A 16,136-nucleotide genomic window follows, 5' to 3' on the forward strand; every position below is an offset into this window, starting at 1 on the left:
TTTTATAATTATAGACAAATTTGACAAAAAGTGCATTTTTTTACTAAAATCACATTTTACAAAAATTATTCTGCTAAATCTTACGAGGACTTATGGAAAAAGAAAAAAAACAACATCAAAGAACCCACGTTCCAGTGGAAGGTTATAAAATCGAAGAATTAAAATTATTAGATCTAGAAAATCTAGTTAAAATCGCCAATGAATGTGAAATCGAAAACCCAAGAGAATTTCGCCGTCAAGAACTTATTTTTGAAATTTTAAAAGCACAAACAAAAAAAGGCGGTTTCATACTTTTTACAGGGATTTTAGAAATTTCTTCTGAAGGTTATGGCTTTTTAAGAGGCATGGACTCTAATCTTAGCGATAGTGTTAATGACGCTTATGTTTCAAATTCACAAATTAGAAAATTTGCTCTACGTGTAGGCGATATCGTTACAGGACAAGTTAGAGAACCAAAAGATCAAGAAAAATACTACGCTCTTTTAAAAATCGAAGCGATCAATTATCTGCCTTTACAAGAAGCTAAAGAAAGACCTTTATTTGATAACTTAACCCCTATTTTTCCAACAGAAAAAATCAAACTCGAATACGATGCTATGAAGCTTACAGGTCGTGTTTTGGATCTTTTTACTCCTATAGGAAAAGGACAACGCGGACTCATCGTTGCTCCACCACGCACAGGTAAAACAGAGCTTATGAAAGAACTTGCTACTGCTATTGCAAAAAACCACCCAGAAATGCATTTAATCGTGCTTTTAGTCGATGAAAGACCTGAAGAAGTTACCGATATGCAAAGATGTGTAAAAGGCGAAGTTTTTAGTTCTACTTTTGATTTACCTGCTTATAATCATGTGCGTGTAGCCGAACTTGTGATAGAAAAAGCCAAAAGAATGGTAGAAACAGGTAAAGATGTTATCATCTTGCTTGATAGCATCACAAGACTGGCGCGTGCTTATAACACCGCAACTCCAAGCAGTGGAAAAGTCCTAAGCGGTGGGGTGGATGCTAATGCTTTGCACAAACCAAAACGCTTCTTTGGTGCAGCTAGAAATATAGAAAATGGAGGCTCTTTAACCATAGTTGCTACGGCTTTAATTGACACAGGTTCAAGGATGGATGATGTGATTTTTGAAGAATTTAAAGGCACAGGAAATAGCGAAATAGTTCTTGATAGAAATATTGCTGATAGAAGAATTTATCCTGCGATTAATATTATCAAATCAGGAACAAGAAAAGAAGAATTACTCCAAGGCGTAGCAAATCTTCAAAAAATTTGGGCGATCCGTTCGGCGATTTCTCAAATGGATGATGTTGAGGCATTGAAATTTTTATATTCTAAAATGCTTAAAACCAAAGACAATGTAGAACTTTTATCTATAATGAACGAGTAGAAAATGCTTCAAGCTTTAGCGATTAAATACAGACCAAAAACCTTTGATGAACTCATAGGACAAAAGACAGTTAGCGTAAGTTTAAAATACGCTCTAAATCATAATCGCTTAGCTCATGCTTATCTTTTTTCAGGACTTAGAGGAAGCGGAAAAACCTCAAGTGCTAGAATTTTTTCTCGTGCTTTAGTTTGCGAACAAGGACCAAGTGATACTCCATGTGGCACTTGCAAGCACTGTCTTGCAGCACTTGAAGGCAAACATATAGACATTATAGAAATGGATGCTGCAAGCAACCGTGGACTTGAAGACATACAAACCTTAATCGAGCAAACCAAATACACCCCTTCTATGGCAAGATTTAAAATTTTCATCATCGATGAAGTGCATATGCTTACCCCACAAGCTGCAAATGCACTTTTAAAAACCTTAGAAGAACCACCAAGCTATGTTAAATTTATACTTGCAACCACAGATCCTTTAAAACTTCCAGCCACTGTACTTTCAAGAACGCAACATTTTCGCTTTAAACAAATTCCACAAAGTGAAATTTTAAATCATCTTAAAAAAATTTTACTTAAAGAAAATGTTAAATTTGAAGAAGAAGCTTTAAAATTCATAGCAAGAAGTGGCAATGGATCTTTAAGAGATACTTTAACCTTGCTTGATCAAGCCATTATTTTTTGTCAAAATGAAATCAGCATTAGTAAAATTACAGATATGTTAGGCTTTTTAGATCCTCAAAAAATCAAAGCCTTTTATCAGGCTATTTTAACAAAAGACAAAGAAAAAGTTTTTGCATATTTAGAAGAATTGCAAGACTATGAAGCTTCAAGCGTGATTGATGAAATGCTTTTTTATTTAAAAGAAAGTTTTTTTGCAAAAAGTACAGAATTTTCTACTTTAATTTATGAAAGATTTTTCCGTATTTTATCAAAAGCTAAAAATATGCTTTGCGATGATGATGGCTTTACGCTTTGTGTTATGGCTTTTATGATGATGGAAGCAAGTCATTTAAAAGAAATTGACGCACAAATCCAAGAAATTAAACAAGAAAATATAACAAATACTACACCTAAGATCACACCTTCTCCCATCATACCTCATCTTGAGAAAAAAATAGAAAAAAATGCTTATGAAATCTTGCTTGATAGTATTTATGATAGGGATTTTGATCTTGCAGAATGCTTTAAACAAAGCACAAAATTTATTAGTTTTGAAAGCAATACTTTAAATATAAGCTCAAACGCACAAGGACAAAATCGCGATACGCTCAATAAAGGTTTTAAACTCATACAAGAACTTTTTAAAGCTAAATTTGGAGAAAATGCAAAAATTAATGTGCAAAAAGCACTAACAATTGATGAAAATAAGCTTCAATCCTTAACTCAAGAATTACCAAACAGTGAAAATAAAAACAATATTCAAAGTTCTATTAATATGCTTAAAGAAGGAGCTAAAAAATTTGACCCACAAGAAGATCTTAAAGAGGCTCTTAAAGATTGTTTTGGGGAGCCTAGTATAGAAAATTAATCATCATTTTTAAGAGAGATGAAAATCAAAGCTAAAAACATATAAGTTACCAATCTTGTAGCACCAGGCAAACCATTCCAAACATTACTCATCCACATTTCAAACCATTCTGCAGCAACTACTTGAAAGGCAAACCATAAATACAGCAACAAGTTAAGGAAATAATCCCAAAAATCTTAGCGTTAAGAAAGCTTTGAGCATCTAAATTTCTAGCTTTAAACATATCATAAACACCTTTTAGGGCTGTTAAGGTAATAAAAATTTCAAAAAGAATAATTATTATATAGCCTATATGATGAATCACAGGAGAAGTAATAACCCCATAAACTATAGCATTACCTAAATAATCAGACTTTATATCCGCACTCATCACAATGCGAAACAAATTGGAAATTAGAATTGTAATCTGTCACATTTCTAAAAACCACTATACCTGCTAACGATGCAACGGTAAGCAAAATAATAATTTTTGAAAATCAAATCATTTTACTTATGCAAAAACATTTTTATTACATTTATACCATTTTAATAATATATTCTTAATAAAAATTAAATTTTTAAATTCTTTTAAGCCTTAAAGAATTAAGTACCACAGCAACAGAACTAAAACACATTGCAAGTGCTGCTATATGAGGACTTAAAGTGATAAAAGGTACAAATCCTGCTGCGATAGGAATGCAAAGTACATTATAAATAAAAGCCCAAAAAAGATTTAGCTTGATAATACTGCGTGTTTTTTTAGCAAGTTTAAAACATTTAAAAATCGCTGATAAATCATCTTTTATCAAGATAAAATCTCCTGTTTTTTTTGCAAGTTCATTTGCCTTTGAAAAACTCATACTCACGCTTGCAGCAGATAAAGCCGCCGCATCATTGATCCCATCTCCTACAAAAAGAGTTTTTTTAAATTTTTGAATGATTTGTAGTTTTTCTTCACTCTTAAGTTGGGCATGAAATTCGTCTATTTGTAATTCTTTAGCTATTTTTTCTACATTTTTTATATGATCACCACTTAAAATAAAAGTTTTAAGATTTTGCCCTTTTAAATTTAACACAAGCTCTTTGGCCCCATCTTTTAAAGCATTACTTAATAAAACACCGCCTAAACACTTTTTATTCTTAGCAAAATACACCCTAACATATTCTTTAAAAGAATCAAAAAAGATATCGCTTTCTTTTGTGTCAACTTCATTTTTGTGCAAAAACTCCGCGCTACCTACAAGATAAATATTATTATCTTCTTTGTATTTTATACCAGAACCCACAATCACTCTTCCCTCGCCCTTTAAATCAAAAATTTGATCTTTATGCAAAGCCTTGGCTATAGGATGAGAGCTTAAACTTTCAATTTGACATAATTTATCAAAATCATCTTTAGAAAGATTGTGCTTAAAAATACTCAAATTTTCCTTTGTTAATGTACCTGTTTTATCAAAAAAAGCGTACTTAACTAAGGCTAATTTTTCTAAAGCAGCAGGATTTTTAATAAGAATGAAATTTTTTGCCGCATTTGCACTTGCCACAACCAAAGCTATAGGCGTTGCAAGCCCTAAAGCACAAGGACAAGAAATCAAAAGCACAGCACAAGCGTGTAAAAAAGCTGTATTTAAATCCGCTTTTACCGCCCAAAAAACAAAAACTAAAAAAGCAAAAAATATTATACCCCCTACAAAGTATTTAGAAATTTGATCTGCTAAATTTGCCAAAGGACTTTTGATATTTCCTGCTTCAAAAACTAGATTTTTGATTTGTTCTAAAGTACTATCCATAGCCTTTTTGTTTGCTTTGATCCTTAAAGCACCATTTAAAACTACTGCTCCTGCTTGAACTTCATCGCCTTCTTTTTTTAAAACAGGTAAAAACTCCCCATTTAAAAAACTCATATCAAGCTCTGCGCTCCCTAAAAGCACTACCCCATCTGCAACAATGCTTTCTCCTTCTTTTACCAAAAGCACATCGCCACTTTTGACAAAAGAACTTGGAATTTCTTTAATACTTTCATCTTCAAGCAAAATTTTTGTCTTTTTTGTATCTATATTTTCCAAAATTCTTTGATAATCTTGTGCTTTAAATTTAGCTTTACTTTCAAGATATTTTCCTAAAAGCACAAAGGAAATAATCATCATTGCACCACTAAAATACAAATCTTCTTCTTTAAAAATTTGCAAATACACTAAAAAAGAATACACAAAAGCACTCAAAGTCCCTAAAGCTACAAGGGTATTCATATCTAAATTTTTACTTTTAAGTCCTAAAAAAGCATGAGAAAAAAAATCTCTCCCGCAATAAAATATCCCAAAAAAACTCAAAGCCATTTGGATATTTTGCGAAAAAGAACTTTTAACAAACATTTCAAAATACATAATAATCACACTCAAAACTATACTTAAGAGCAAATTTTTTCTTAATTCTAAGTGTTTTTTTGCCTTGTATGCGTTCAAGCTTTGTTCATCTTCTAAAATTTCAAAGCCTAAATTTTGAATTTTTGCGATGATATCTTTACGTTTTTCTTGATCTTCAAGTAAAAAAACCCCGCTAGAATTCACATAAGAAACACTAGCATCTTTAACACCATCAATTTTTTTACAAGCTCTTTCTATAGCATTAGAACAATTAACGCAAGTCATTTTACCTATTTTTATACGCAATTCTTCCATTATAAACGCTCTATGATCTCAAAACCTAAATCTTGAAATTCTTTTGTAAAATTTGATACTTGATTTTCTTCTAAATTTAAACTTAAAATTTTTTGCTCCAAATCTACTTCTATATTACCAAATTCATCTTCAAGAGAATTTTTGATCAAATTTACACAACCTATGCAATTAACATTTTTTACTTTAAATTTCATTTTCACTCCTTATAGGATGTATGGTAATGTGCCCGATTTCAAATTCATGTAGTAATTTATGGGATAAATCCTGAGATAGTTTTTCAAATTCCTTTAGATCGCAAACTTTCACTTTTAAATGCATAGAAGCTACTAGCATTTTATTGGTGATTTGAGTAATATGCAAATCCACCACCTCATCCACACTAGGATTTAAAAGTAAAACTTGTCTTACTTTTTCTATATCCACAGGAGAACTTTCAAGTAAGACATTAGCGCTTTGTTTAAGCAAGATAATTGCCCATCTTAAAAGTAAGATTGATAATACAATAGCTAAAATCGTATCTATATAAACAATACCACTGAAATACACCGCTATCCCACCTATAATAACCACTAAAGAACCCAATAAATCACTCATCATATGTAAAAAAGCAGATTTCATATTGACATTTTCTAAATTTGCACCCTTAAACATCATCAAAGCATTAACCCCATTTACCAAAAAGCCCAAAATAGCTACAATTATCATGGTTTTAGCGTCAATTTCTTTTGGATTAATAAATTTTTCTATAGCCTCATAAATGATAAATAAAGCCGATAAAATAATGGTTAAAGCATTGACAAAAGCCACTAAAACTTCAAGACGAAAGTACCCAAAGGTCTTTTGATGATCTTGCCATTTTTCTACAGCTATGATGGCTAAAAAACTAAGAGCTAAGGCAAAAACATCAGAAAACATATGCAAAGTATCGCTTAAAAGTGCCAAAGAATTTGAAAGGATTGAATAAATAAATTGCACAAGCATCATAGAAAAAGTCATTAAAAGAGAAATTTTTAAAATCTTTTTATCCATACTCCTTGCATCAGCATGGGAATGATGATGTTCATGAGAATGTTCTTCGTGATTATGATTACAAGATTTGTTAGCTAAAGGCTCGTGTGATAAAAATTTATACATTTTATATCCTTTTTGCTTGACATTTTAAGATATTAAGCTAAAAAGAATATAAATATTTGTTATTCTTATAAAAATTAAAAGTCAAAAAGTTCGCCTAACCAACTTTCTTTCTTTTTCTTTTTATAGTAATCATTGTGCTGATGATAAGCTGAGTTATTATATCTTGACTCTTGTCTTGAAGCTTGGTTAAAATTTGCTGTATTAGGGACACTGCGTTCTATGATTTTGTCAAGTTCTCCACGATCAAGCCAAACGCCACGACATTTTGGACAATAATCAATCTCAACTCCACTCCTATCGCTCATAACCAAATCCACATTGCAAACTGGACATAACATACAATACCGCCTTTTTTTAAATTTTTGATTTAAAATTATAAAAAGAAATACTAAACAATTTTACAACAAGTTTTAATGTTTTTTTGCATGTCTAGTCATCATAAAACTTTGTTCAAAAAATATAAGCAAAGTAACACTCACTCCTATAGCTAGAGCCAAAGTCACAGAAACAGTTGTAAAAAAATAATCAAAAAATTGAACCAAAAATTCAGACTTAGCCTTCAAATCATCACTGCGTATAAAAGAAATAAGATACAAAATCGCTTTATAAGCATAAATTCCAGGTATCATAGGAATAAGAGCAGGAAAAGCGATAATTTCAGCAGGGGTTTTGATGATTTTTGCTAGAACAATTCCTAAACTTCCTATACAAAATGAGGCAACAAAAGTTGCAATTGCTAAAGTTTGAAAATGAAAATATTCCACCAAGGTAAAACGAAGCCCATGTGCAATTGCTGCTAAAAGAGCAGATAAAATAAGGGTTTTTAAAGGTGGATTGCAAGCATAAGCAAAGCCAAATCCCGCCACAGCAGCAAAAAACATATCTCTTAAAATAAATTCAATCATCTTAAAATCCCAAAATCCGAAATACTAAGCGTCATGTAAATTCCAAGTGCTATACAACAAATCAAAATAGCCACGCTGATAATACGACTAAGTCCCATTAAAATATGATCTTTTAATATATCAATCACAGAATTTATAAAAAATACCCCTGGTATAAGATATAAAATACTAGAACCCAAAGCCACATCAGAAGTATTGGTATATCCCATATCCAGTCCAAAAAATACAAACCACGATGAGATAAAAGAACAAAGGATGTATTGAATTCTTAAATCAATCTTTGCTTTAGTTAAAATATATCTTAACAACAATCCCACGAAAGTTGCAAAAAACACCAAATTTCCAGCGCCAAAATCACCGCCAAAAAGCCTACAAAAAGCCGAATTTGCCATAGAAACAAATAAAAGATTAAGCAAATAAGAATGCTTTTTTTGTTGAGAAATTTTCTCAAAAACAACTTGTGCTTTTTCAAGATCGTATTTGTGATCATATATAGCCCAGCTTAAAGCACTTAAATCAAAAATAAGCTTAAAATTAACATGGGCATGATGATTGGGTATAACATAAGTTCTTTGAATGGAGTTATCATCCATATCTACAACATTTAAAGTAATATGATGAAAAAAGAAATTGATATTTATCTCATAGCCATAAACCTCAGCTATTCTTCCTACGCATTTTGCCACCCTAGCTGTATAAGTTCCAGCACCTAGCAAAGTTTTAGTATATATGATTAAAAAATTAGTTAATCTTTGTATATCAGGTTTTTCCATATTTTGATCATCTTTAACTTAAATTTATTACAATTATAGCAAATTTGAAAATAATAAAGAAAAAAATATTTATAATTTAAATCATTTATTAAAAGGCTTTTTGATTTTGATATAAATTAAACTTGCTAAAATCACAAAAACAATTATAATGATTAGAATTTGAGTTAAATAAGTTTTAATCAACTCTTCATTTTGTCCTATATAATAACCCAAAAATACAAGTATAGCCACCCAAATAGCACTACCAAGTGCAGTAAAAAGTATAAAATTTACAAGTTTCATTTTTACCAAACCTGCGGGCATAGAGATGTACTGACGAATCCCTGGTAAAAGACGACAAGTAAAGGTTGAAAATTCCCCGTGTTTGTTAAAAAATTCTTCAAATTTAGCAAATTTGGCTTCATTTATACCAAAATACCTGCCCCATTTTAATACAAAATTTTTACCCCAAAAAAAGCAAATATAGTAATTAATCAAAGCCCCTAAAACAGAACCTAAAGTCCCGCTAAGTATACAAAGAGTAATATCAAGTTCGCCTTTATGTGCTAAATATCCAGCAGGTATCATAACAACTTCACTTGGAAAAGGTATAAAACAACTCTCTAAGGTCATTAAGATAATAATACCCAAATACCCCCAAGCACTAGCCGTCTCAACAATAAAAGAAATGATTTCTTGCATATTAGCCTTATTTGAAGAAAAATTTTAAAAAATTGTAGCTTAAAAGATTAAACAGTAAAAAGCGGTTTTACACCGCTTTTTTTTATTTACCTGCAACTGAAACTTGATTTGGATTGTCCGCTGCACGAGCAATCATGCACTCTTTTAAAATAGCAGCATCAGCTGGATCGCTAACTTTTTTATTAATCCAGCGTTCAACTTGTTTCATTGTTTTTGACTCTGGCTCTGGAGCTTCGTATTTTGCCATCAAACTTGCACAATCAGCCAAAGCAATGATAGGTAATAAACTTGCAAAAAGTATTTTTCTCATCTTTTGCTCCTTAGAATTTTACATTATACATTAACATGATATTATCAGCTCTTGCTTTATCTTTTTTCGCTCCACCAAATGGTAAGCCACGATTACCCCAAATGTTTTGGATATTAGTATAGCTTAAGCGTAAGAATTGATATCTATCAAGTTGATAAATCACATAAAAATCATGTGCTGTTCCTCTTGTCATTCTTATATTAAGCGGATCATTGATACTTGGACGGCTCATAGTATACCAGTATCTACTTCCCCAGAAGAACTCATACCCTACTTTTAAAGCCTTGGTAAAATCATAGCGTCCGCCTACATGCACAGCATAGCCGTCTTCTTCATTAAACTTGCCATTATAACCTTGCATCTGAAGAATTGTGCTTAATGGCGAACTTAATTGATTGTTGTTCCCGTGAGAATAACCTAAAGATAGAAAATAATTAAAATTCGTTCCAAAAGCTTTGTAATTTTCAAAATGAAGATTTGCTATAGTTAAATCTCCTAAATTTACCACACCATCATCATCAAGAATAGTAGTACCGGCACCACCAGGTAAAGCAATTGGACCATTGTTAAGCGGCAAAGCAAAATCGCTTAAATATGCAATATTAAATAATATTAAATTATCTCCCATGCCTTCTATAGGAAGCACTCCTTCTACTGCAGCATAGTAAAGATTTGCATCAGCATCTTTTTGATCGCTCATCCAGTCTCTTACCTTGCCTTCTTCATCCCATTGATAAGTTTTACCATAAGCTGCACGGATAGCTACCTTATGATCTTGCAAACTTTCAGGTTTATAAGTGATCACCGCTGCATCACCTAGAGCGTTGATTGCCAAGGCTGGATAAGTGGATTGTCTTAAAGCATTGTTTCTAAGATTACTTCCTGGACCATCGGTTCCTGGCTGTCTTCCTATAGTTGCAATCCACTCAGGTGTGATATAGTAATCAAGATAAGCTCTATCTACATAAAGTACAGGCCCACTTGTTCTTGTGTTTCTTCCTGCATCTAAGTCATAAGGAGTACCACTCCAACCCATTTGAGACCAGTTTTTAGCCATAGATAAACGACCATAGAATTTGGTTTTATCATTAATATCAGCATTCATATTTAAATGAAGCTCATTCATCCATTTGTTATTAGCACTATAATCTTGTCCGCTAACTTTATAGTTTGTATTTGAAACCGCTGTTGAAAACTCAAGTCCAAATTTAACCTTGCTTAAAGCAGCTTGAAATTCTGTTTCATCAGCTCTATCATTAAGATCAGCAAGTTCAGCTTTTACAGCTTCATTTTGCTTAGCTTGAGCTTCCCTTTCTTTTCTGATTTGTGCAAGTTCAGCTTGAATTTGTGCAAGCTGTTTTTGAAGCTTGGTTATTTCATCATCTGTATTTTTAGCAAAAAGTGAAGATGAAAGAAGACAAGCACTTAAAATAAGTGAAAACTTAGTTTTCATAATCATAACTCCTTGTAATTTTGTTACATTTCACTGAAATAAAATTATAATTATAGAAAAAAAAGCTTTAAAAAAAATTATGTGTTAATTATTTTTAGCTAGTCAAATTTTATGACTAGCTTTACATTGATAAGATTTAAATTTAATTACAAAATTTTTATATCTAAAATTTTATCTCCTTGGCGTATAGAGTCTAAAACTTCCAAACTTTCTTCATCTTTTGGATCAATTTGCCCAAAAACAGTATGAACCCCATCTAAATGAGCTTGAGGGCTGTGACAAATAAAAAATTGAGAGCCACCCGTATCGCGTCCTGCATGCGCCATAGATAAGGTTCCACGCTCATGTTTATGTTCTTGATCATCACATTCACAAATGATTTCATATCCAGGCCCACCTATACCATTGCCGTGTGGACAACCCCCTTGTACGACAAAATTTGGGATCACACGATGAAAATTTAAATCTTTATAAAATCCTTCATTAGCCAAAGTAGCAAAATTACAAACCGTTTGTGGAGCCTCATCACCAAAAAGTTTTAGCTTCATTGTACCTTTTTCAGTTTCTATAAGAGCAAATTTGTATTCATTTACTTTGCTTGTGTCAATTGTTTTTATCATATTTTTCTCCTTAATCTATATTTGTATAAACAGCTTGAACATCATCATCATCTTCTAACTTATCTAAAAGTTTTTCTATATCACTAAGCTGTTCTTCGCTAAAGCTTACAGGATTGTTTGGTATATACTCAAGTCCTGCTTTTTTAAGAACTAAACCCTTAGTTTCTATAGCAGAGCTTAGCTCACCAAAAGCAGTATAATCACCGCTAATTACTAACTCTTCTTCATTTTGTTCTAATTCTTCAAGCCCTGCATCGATCAAATCAAGTTCTAATTCTTCTAAATCCCCTGCAAATTTTTCAAGATGAAAAACCGCTTTTCTAGTAAACATAAAGCCTAAAGATCCATTTTGCAAAACTTCTCCACCATTTTTACTAAAAATAGCTTTTACATTGGCCACGGTGCGTGTAGGGTTATCACTCATACATTCAACTATAACCAAAGCTCCATGTGCAGCTTTTCCTTCATAATGAATGTTTTTAATATCTGCGCTATCTTTTCCACTCGCACGCTTAATAGCCGCATCTATATTATCTTTTGGCATATTATTTGCTTTTGCTGTAGCTATAGCACTTCTTAATTTTGGATTCATATCAGGATCAGTGCCACCTTCTTTAGCAGCTACTTGTATGGCTTTAGCAAGCTTAGGAAAAAGCTTGCTCATTTTATCCCATCTAGCCTCTTTAGAAGCTCTTCGGTATTCAAATGCTCGTCCCATAAATTCTCACTTTCTTTAAAGATTTTCAAACTTAAAAGTATAAACTAAAAAGGCTAATTAAAGCTTTAAATGGTATGATTTTACCATTTATTTTAGGAGAAGTTTTTGAATATCGCAAAAAAAGAACTTTTTGTTGCTTGGTTTTTCTTGATTGTTGCTATTGTATTTGAAGTTTTAGGTACTAGTTTTTTAAAAATGGAAAATCAAATTTTAGGCTATATATTTATGGCTTTATTTATAGCTTTTTCTTATTTTTTTATGGGCAAAGCGATTAAAAAAATTCAAGTAGGCATAGCCTATGCTGTATGGGAACTTTTAGGGATTATTCTTATACTTTTAGTTTCTTTTATAGTTTTTAAAGAGAGTTTAACCTTAACTCAAATTCTAGGCATTGTTCTTTCTATCGTTGGAATTATCATGATTAATATAGGCGAGGTTAAAGAATAATGTATATTTTTATCATTGTTTTATCAGCATTGTTAGATATCATAGCAAATTTATTGCTAAAAAAATCAGATGGTTTTAAACATAAAATTTGGGGCTTGGCTGCGATTGTCAATGCTATACTTGCTTTTTTTCTACTTTCTTTTTCTTTAAAATACGTTCCTTTAAGCATAGCTTACTCAACTTGGGGTGCTATAGGCATCATAGGAACTTGTCTTGGTGGATGGATTTTATATAAAGAAAAATTAAACAAAATAGGAATTTTAGGCATCATTATCGTAATAATAGCAGTATTTTTACTAAATTATTAAAACAGCAAAATGCTGTTTTAATGTTCCATTTTGTTTTTCGCTTCAATACCCATTAAAGAAAATGCGGTTTTAATACTAAGAGCAACCAAAGAAAATAATTTAAGTAAATCATTTTCATTTGCAGAGCCTATAACTTTATTTTCATTGTAGAATTTATGAAAATTTGCAGCTAAATTTTTAAGATAATCAGGAATTTTTTGCAAAGCTCTAGCCTCAAAAGCATCATTTAAAATAGCTTTTAAATTCAAAGCTTCAAAAAGCAAATTTACGCTATCTTGATTTAAACTTTGTAAATCAGCTCTCATTACATCATCGATTTTTTTACCAGCTTTAGCAAACACTTGATGAATTCTAGCGTGTGCGTAGTTGATATAATACACAGGATTAGAGCTATCTTCTTTTTGCAAATCACTAATATCAAATTCCAAATGAGTATCGCACTTTTTACTCAAAAAGATATAACGCAAAGCATCACTTCCTATTTCATCAATCACATCGCTCATCAAGATAAAATTTCCTGCTCTTTTACTCATTTTATAAGGCTCTCCATCTTTAAGCAAGGAAACCATTTGTGCTAAAATAATCTCAAGATTATTAGAGTCAAATCCCAAAAACTCCATCGCAGCTTTCATTCTAGGGATATAACCATGATGATCTGCTCCCCAGATATTAATACACTTGCCATAACCACGACTCATTTTATCCTTATGATAAACAATATCTGCTGCCAAATAAGTCCCGCGTCCATCTTCACGGATAATTACCCTATCTTTTTCATCGCCTTTTTGCGAAGAAGCAAGCCAAATTTTACCTTCTTGCTCGTAAATTCCTTTATGTTTTTTTAAAGATTCTAAAGTTGCATTTAAAGCGTCATAATACGATCTTTCGCTTACATAGCTGTCAATTTTAATCTTTGCTTGTTCTAAATTTTGTTTAATCAAAACAAGCATTTTATCTTTTGCCCAATCAGCTAAACTAGGGATATTTTCTTCACTAAAAAATTCTTTACCAAATTTTTCAAAAGCTTCTTTTGCCAAATCTGCTATATACTCGCCTTTGTAATATTGCTCTGGATATTCAACATTTTCATGAAGTATATTTTCTTTCACACTTAGTAAAATAGAAAGCCCTAGTAAATAAATTTGATTGCCCGCATCATTGACATAGTATTCTGTATCAAATTTATAACCCAAATGTCTTGCAAGTCTTGTTAAGGTGTCTCCAAAAACAGCGCCTCTTGCATGTCCTATATGTAAAGGTCCAGTAGGATTTGCACTCACATATTCAAGCAAAAAACTTTCTTGTTTTTTTTCTCCTTTAGAAAAATCATTTGGATTTGCTAAAGCCTGATTTGCAAGTTCATTTAAAAAAGTTTTGGAAATTCTAAAATTTAAATACCCATTTACAGCTTCAACCGATTCAAAACAATCATGATTTTGAAATTTGCTCGCTAAGTCGCTAGCAATCAACATAGGAGATTTTTTTAATTCCTTAGCCAGTGAAAAAGCCAAAGGGGTAGCAAAATGTGCTAAATTTTTATCCTTTGGATTTTCAAGTGTAAAATCACACTCTAAAATCTTTTTAATTTCATTAAAAATAATACTTTTCAAAAGACTAAACCTTAAGCTTTTTTTGTTTCGTCTATACTTGCATCAGCATTTGTATTATTAGTTGTGTTTTTGTTTTCTTCTATTTTTTGAGTATTTTTTGCTACTTCATCATCATTATTCATTTCATCTTTAAAAGTTTTAATACCTTTGCCTAAACCCTTTGCAAGTTCTGGAATTTTTTTTGCTCCAAAAAGCAATACAACAATCAATAAAATAATCAACCAATGACTTGGACTTGACCAACCACCCATTTTATTCTCCTTCATTCCAAATATTTTGAATTTGTCCTAGATTCTGCCCTTTGATTCTAAATTTATGGGCAATTAAAATCGCTCGCAATGCTTCATAGCTTTGCTTTAGCTCATCATTAATGATAAGATAATCATACTCGCTAAGCTCTTTCATTTCATCACTAGCGTTTTGTAATCTTTTTTCTAGTTGTATTATTGTATCAGTATTTCGCTTAATAAGTCTTTTTTTGAGCTCATCTTTATTTTTTGTAGTAATAAAAACAGAAACAATCTTATCAGCCATTTTTTGTCTGGCTATTTTAAATCCTTGCACATCAATATCAAAAACAACTATTTTTCCATTATCTAAAGCATCTTGAGTGTGCTTTAAAGAAGTGCCATAAAAATTTTCATGCACTTTAGCCCATTCTAAAAAATGATCACCATCTATACCTTTTTGAAATTCTTCATGGGATATGAAATGATAATGTATTCCATTTTTTTCACCCTCTCTTGGTTTGCGAGTTGTTGAAGAAATAGAAAAATAAAGCTCATCTTCAAATTCATCAAAAAGTTTTTTTAAAAGAGTTGATTTTCCAGCTCCACTAGGACCTGAAATCAACAAAATAAAACCTTGCAATTTTAATCCTCTTTAAAACTAATGTTTATATTTATATTCATATTCATACCCTTAAGAGCAGCTTTTAAGGTATCATCCTTAATACTTGAAGTGATCGCTCCTACTATACTTTGGCTAAGCTCATTAACTATCTCTTCACTATTATCATCTTTAGTTGCATTACTTACTATAGGCTCTTCATTTTTTTCTACAATTTCCTCTCCAAGAGCTTCTTGTATATCACTTTCTTTCAATGCATCAAAATCACTTATATTTAAATTTGGCACAACCACTTCCTCTTCATTTGTTCCTAATTCTTTATCGTCTAAAATTGGTTCATCTTTAAAATCTTCTAAAACCTTGCTACTATTATCACTATCAATACCATAATCCAGCTCATCAAGTTGAGCTAATTCTTCTTTGATTTGATCTTGAGTACTCAAATTTGAAGTAAAATCATCCATTTCATCTTGAACATCTTCTTCCACAACAGGAGCAAACTCCTCTAAAACTTCCTCTGATTCTTCACTATCTTTTGCTTGACCTAAAAATTCAGCATCCTCAGGAAGATCATCAAAATCCATTTCTTTTTCTTGCTCTTCAACCACAGGAAGATCATCAAAGTCGCTTATATTAGCTTGTAATTCTTTGTTATCTTCTAAATCTTCATCATTTTTATCATCTAGTTCATCTAAACTAGGCTCAGTATCCAAAGCTGTATGTTCTTGGCTTAAGTCTTCTTTTTCGTTT

19 protein-coding genes and 2 pseudogenes are annotated in these 16,136 nt (G+C 31.5%); 4 read left to right on the forward strand and 17 right to left on the reverse strand.

The window, feature by feature from the left end; translation table 11 throughout:
• Positions 1 to 92: 92 nt before the first annotated feature.
• Positions 93 to 1,391 (forward strand): transcription termination factor Rho, encoded by a 1,299-nt coding sequence (gene rho / locus AJN69_RS07305; RefSeq protein WP_002853705.1) that lies wholly within the window; start codon positions 93 to 95, stop codon positions 1,389 to 1,391.
• A gap of 3 nt (positions 1,392 to 1,394) precedes the next feature.
• Complete coding sequence (locus AJN69_RS07310; RefSeq protein WP_070288291.1) at positions 1,395 to 2,921, forward strand: DNA polymerase III subunit gamma/tau; 1,527 nt, start codon at positions 1,395 to 1,397, stop codon at positions 2,919 to 2,921.
• On the opposite strand, the pseudogene AJN69_RS09740 reads toward AJN69_RS07310, so the two are convergent.
• The 13 genes and pseudogenes from AJN69_RS09740 to AJN69_RS07370 form a co-directional block, all read right to left on the reverse strand.
• Positions 2,918 to 3,291, reverse strand: a pseudogene (locus tag AJN69_RS09740) (DUF2165 family protein). The gene AJN69_RS07310 and the pseudogene AJN69_RS09740 sit on opposite strands and share 4 nt — an antisense overlap.
• On the reverse strand, positions 3,269 to 3,388 hold the full coding sequence (locus AJN69_RS10655; protein WP_353477116.1) for a DUF2165 family protein: 120 nt from the start codon (positions 3,386 to 3,388) through the stop codon (positions 3,269 to 3,271). The pseudogene AJN69_RS09740 and the gene AJN69_RS10655 overlap by 23 nt, the downstream one beginning before the upstream one ends.
• A gap of 90 nt (positions 3,389 to 3,478) precedes the next feature.
• Entirely contained in the window at positions 3,479 to 5,578 is a 2,100-nt protein-coding gene (gene copA / locus AJN69_RS07320) for a copper-translocating P-type ATPase CopA (RefSeq protein WP_070288292.1), read from the reverse strand.
• Positions 5,578 to 5,772, reverse strand: coding sequence for a heavy-metal-associated domain-containing protein (locus tag AJN69_RS07325; protein ID WP_002861875.1), 195 nt, complete (start codon positions 5,770 to 5,772; stop codon positions 5,578 to 5,580). The genes copA and AJN69_RS07325 overlap by 1 nt, the downstream gene beginning before the upstream one ends.
• Positions 5,762 to 6,712: a CDF family cation-efflux transporter CzcD gene (gene czcD / locus AJN69_RS07330; RefSeq protein ID WP_070288295.1), complete on the reverse strand. Its 951-nt coding sequence runs from the start codon at positions 6,710 to 6,712 to the stop codon at positions 5,762 to 5,764. Before czcD ends, AJN69_RS07325 begins: the two co-directional genes overlap by 11 nt.
• 74 nt (positions 6,713 to 6,786) lie before the next feature.
• A complete protein-coding gene (locus tag AJN69_RS07335) occupies positions 6,787 to 7,050 on the reverse strand; it encodes a zf-TFIIB domain-containing protein (RefSeq protein WP_002870479.1) in 264 nt (87 codons plus the stop codon).
• Between the two features lie 72 nt (positions 7,051 to 7,122).
• Positions 7,123 to 7,617 carry a threonine/serine exporter family protein gene (locus AJN69_RS07340; RefSeq protein WP_070288298.1) on the reverse strand — a complete coding sequence of 165 codons (495 nt, stop codon included), beginning with the start codon at positions 7,615 to 7,617 and terminating at the stop codon, positions 7,123 to 7,125.
• The gene (locus tag AJN69_RS07345; RefSeq protein ID WP_002881600.1) at positions 7,614 to 8,390 is read right to left on the reverse strand and encodes a threonine/serine exporter ThrE family protein; all 777 of its coding nucleotides are present in this window, start codon (positions 8,388 to 8,390) and stop codon (positions 7,614 to 7,616) included. The genes AJN69_RS07340 and AJN69_RS07345 overlap by 4 nt, the downstream gene beginning before the upstream one ends.
• Before the next feature lie 81 nt (positions 8,391 to 8,471).
• On the reverse strand, positions 8,472 to 9,071 hold the full coding sequence (locus AJN69_RS07350; protein WP_070288301.1) for a DedA family protein: 600 nt from the start codon (positions 9,069 to 9,071) through the stop codon (positions 8,472 to 8,474).
• 82 nt (positions 9,072 to 9,153) lie between these two features.
• Positions 9,154 to 9,381 carry a hypothetical protein gene (locus tag AJN69_RS07355; RefSeq protein WP_002894642.1) on the reverse strand — a complete coding sequence of 76 codons (228 nt, stop codon included), beginning with the start codon at positions 9,379 to 9,381 and terminating at the stop codon, positions 9,154 to 9,156.
• A gap of 10 nt (positions 9,382 to 9,391) precedes the next feature.
• A complete protein-coding gene (locus tag AJN69_RS07360; RefSeq protein ID WP_070288306.1) occupies positions 9,392 to 10,834 on the reverse strand; it encodes a DUF3373 family protein in 1,443 nt (480 codons plus the stop codon).
• A 146-nt stretch (positions 10,835 to 10,980) separates the two neighbouring features.
• A complete protein-coding gene (locus tag AJN69_RS07365; RefSeq protein ID WP_002870474.1) occupies positions 10,981 to 11,454 on the reverse strand; it encodes a peptidylprolyl isomerase in 474 nt (157 codons plus the stop codon).
• Positions 11,455 to 11,464: 10 nt separating this feature from the next.
• Complete coding sequence (locus tag AJN69_RS07370; RefSeq protein WP_002787769.1) at positions 11,465 to 12,172, reverse strand: YebC/PmpR family DNA-binding transcriptional regulator; 708 nt, start codon at positions 12,170 to 12,172, stop codon at positions 11,465 to 11,467.
• Positions 12,173 to 12,277: 105 nt separating this feature from the next.
• Between AJN69_RS07370 and AJN69_RS07375 the strand changes: the two genes are divergently transcribed.
• Together AJN69_RS07375 and AJN69_RS07380 are read left to right on the forward strand one after the other, a co-directional pair.
• Entirely contained in the window at positions 12,278 to 12,619 is a 342-nt protein-coding gene (locus tag AJN69_RS07375) for a multidrug efflux SMR transporter (RefSeq protein ID WP_002861885.1), read from the forward strand.
• Positions 12,619 to 12,927 (forward strand): multidrug efflux SMR transporter, encoded by a 309-nt coding sequence (locus tag AJN69_RS07380; protein WP_002870473.1) that lies wholly within the window; start codon positions 12,619 to 12,621, stop codon positions 12,925 to 12,927. Before AJN69_RS07375 ends, AJN69_RS07380 begins: the two co-directional genes overlap by 1 nt.
• Positions 12,928 to 12,944: 17 nt before the next feature.
• Here the strand turns inward: AJN69_RS07380 and argS are convergent, their stop codons facing one another.
• The 4 genes and pseudogenes from argS to AJN69_RS07400 form a co-directional block, all read right to left on the reverse strand.
• Positions 12,945 to 14,537 carry an arginine--tRNA ligase gene (argS, locus tag AJN69_RS07385; RefSeq protein WP_070287573.1) on the reverse strand — a complete coding sequence of 531 codons (1,593 nt, stop codon included), beginning with the start codon at positions 14,535 to 14,537 and terminating at the stop codon, positions 12,945 to 12,947.
• An 11-nt stretch (positions 14,538 to 14,548) separates the two neighbouring features.
• On the reverse strand, positions 14,549 to 14,788 hold the full coding sequence (locus AJN69_RS07390) for a twin-arginine translocase TatA/TatE family subunit (protein ID WP_002852866.1): 240 nt from the start codon (positions 14,786 to 14,788) through the stop codon (positions 14,549 to 14,551).
• A 1-nt stretch (position 14,789) separates the two neighbouring features.
• Positions 14,790 to 15,407 (reverse strand): guanylate kinase, encoded by a 618-nt coding sequence (gene gmk, locus AJN69_RS07395; protein ID WP_070286622.1) that lies wholly within the window; start codon positions 15,405 to 15,407, stop codon positions 14,790 to 14,792.
• Between the two features lie 2 nt (positions 15,408 to 15,409).
• Positions 15,410 to 16,136, reverse strand: a pseudogene (locus tag AJN69_RS07400) (hypothetical protein); the annotation flags it as partial.

The organism is Campylobacter sp. BCW_4338, from assembly GCF_001763255.1.
In the GTDB taxonomy this organism is placed as follows: Bacteria; Campylobacterota; Campylobacteria; order Campylobacterales; family Campylobacteraceae; genus Campylobacter_D; species Campylobacter_D jejuni.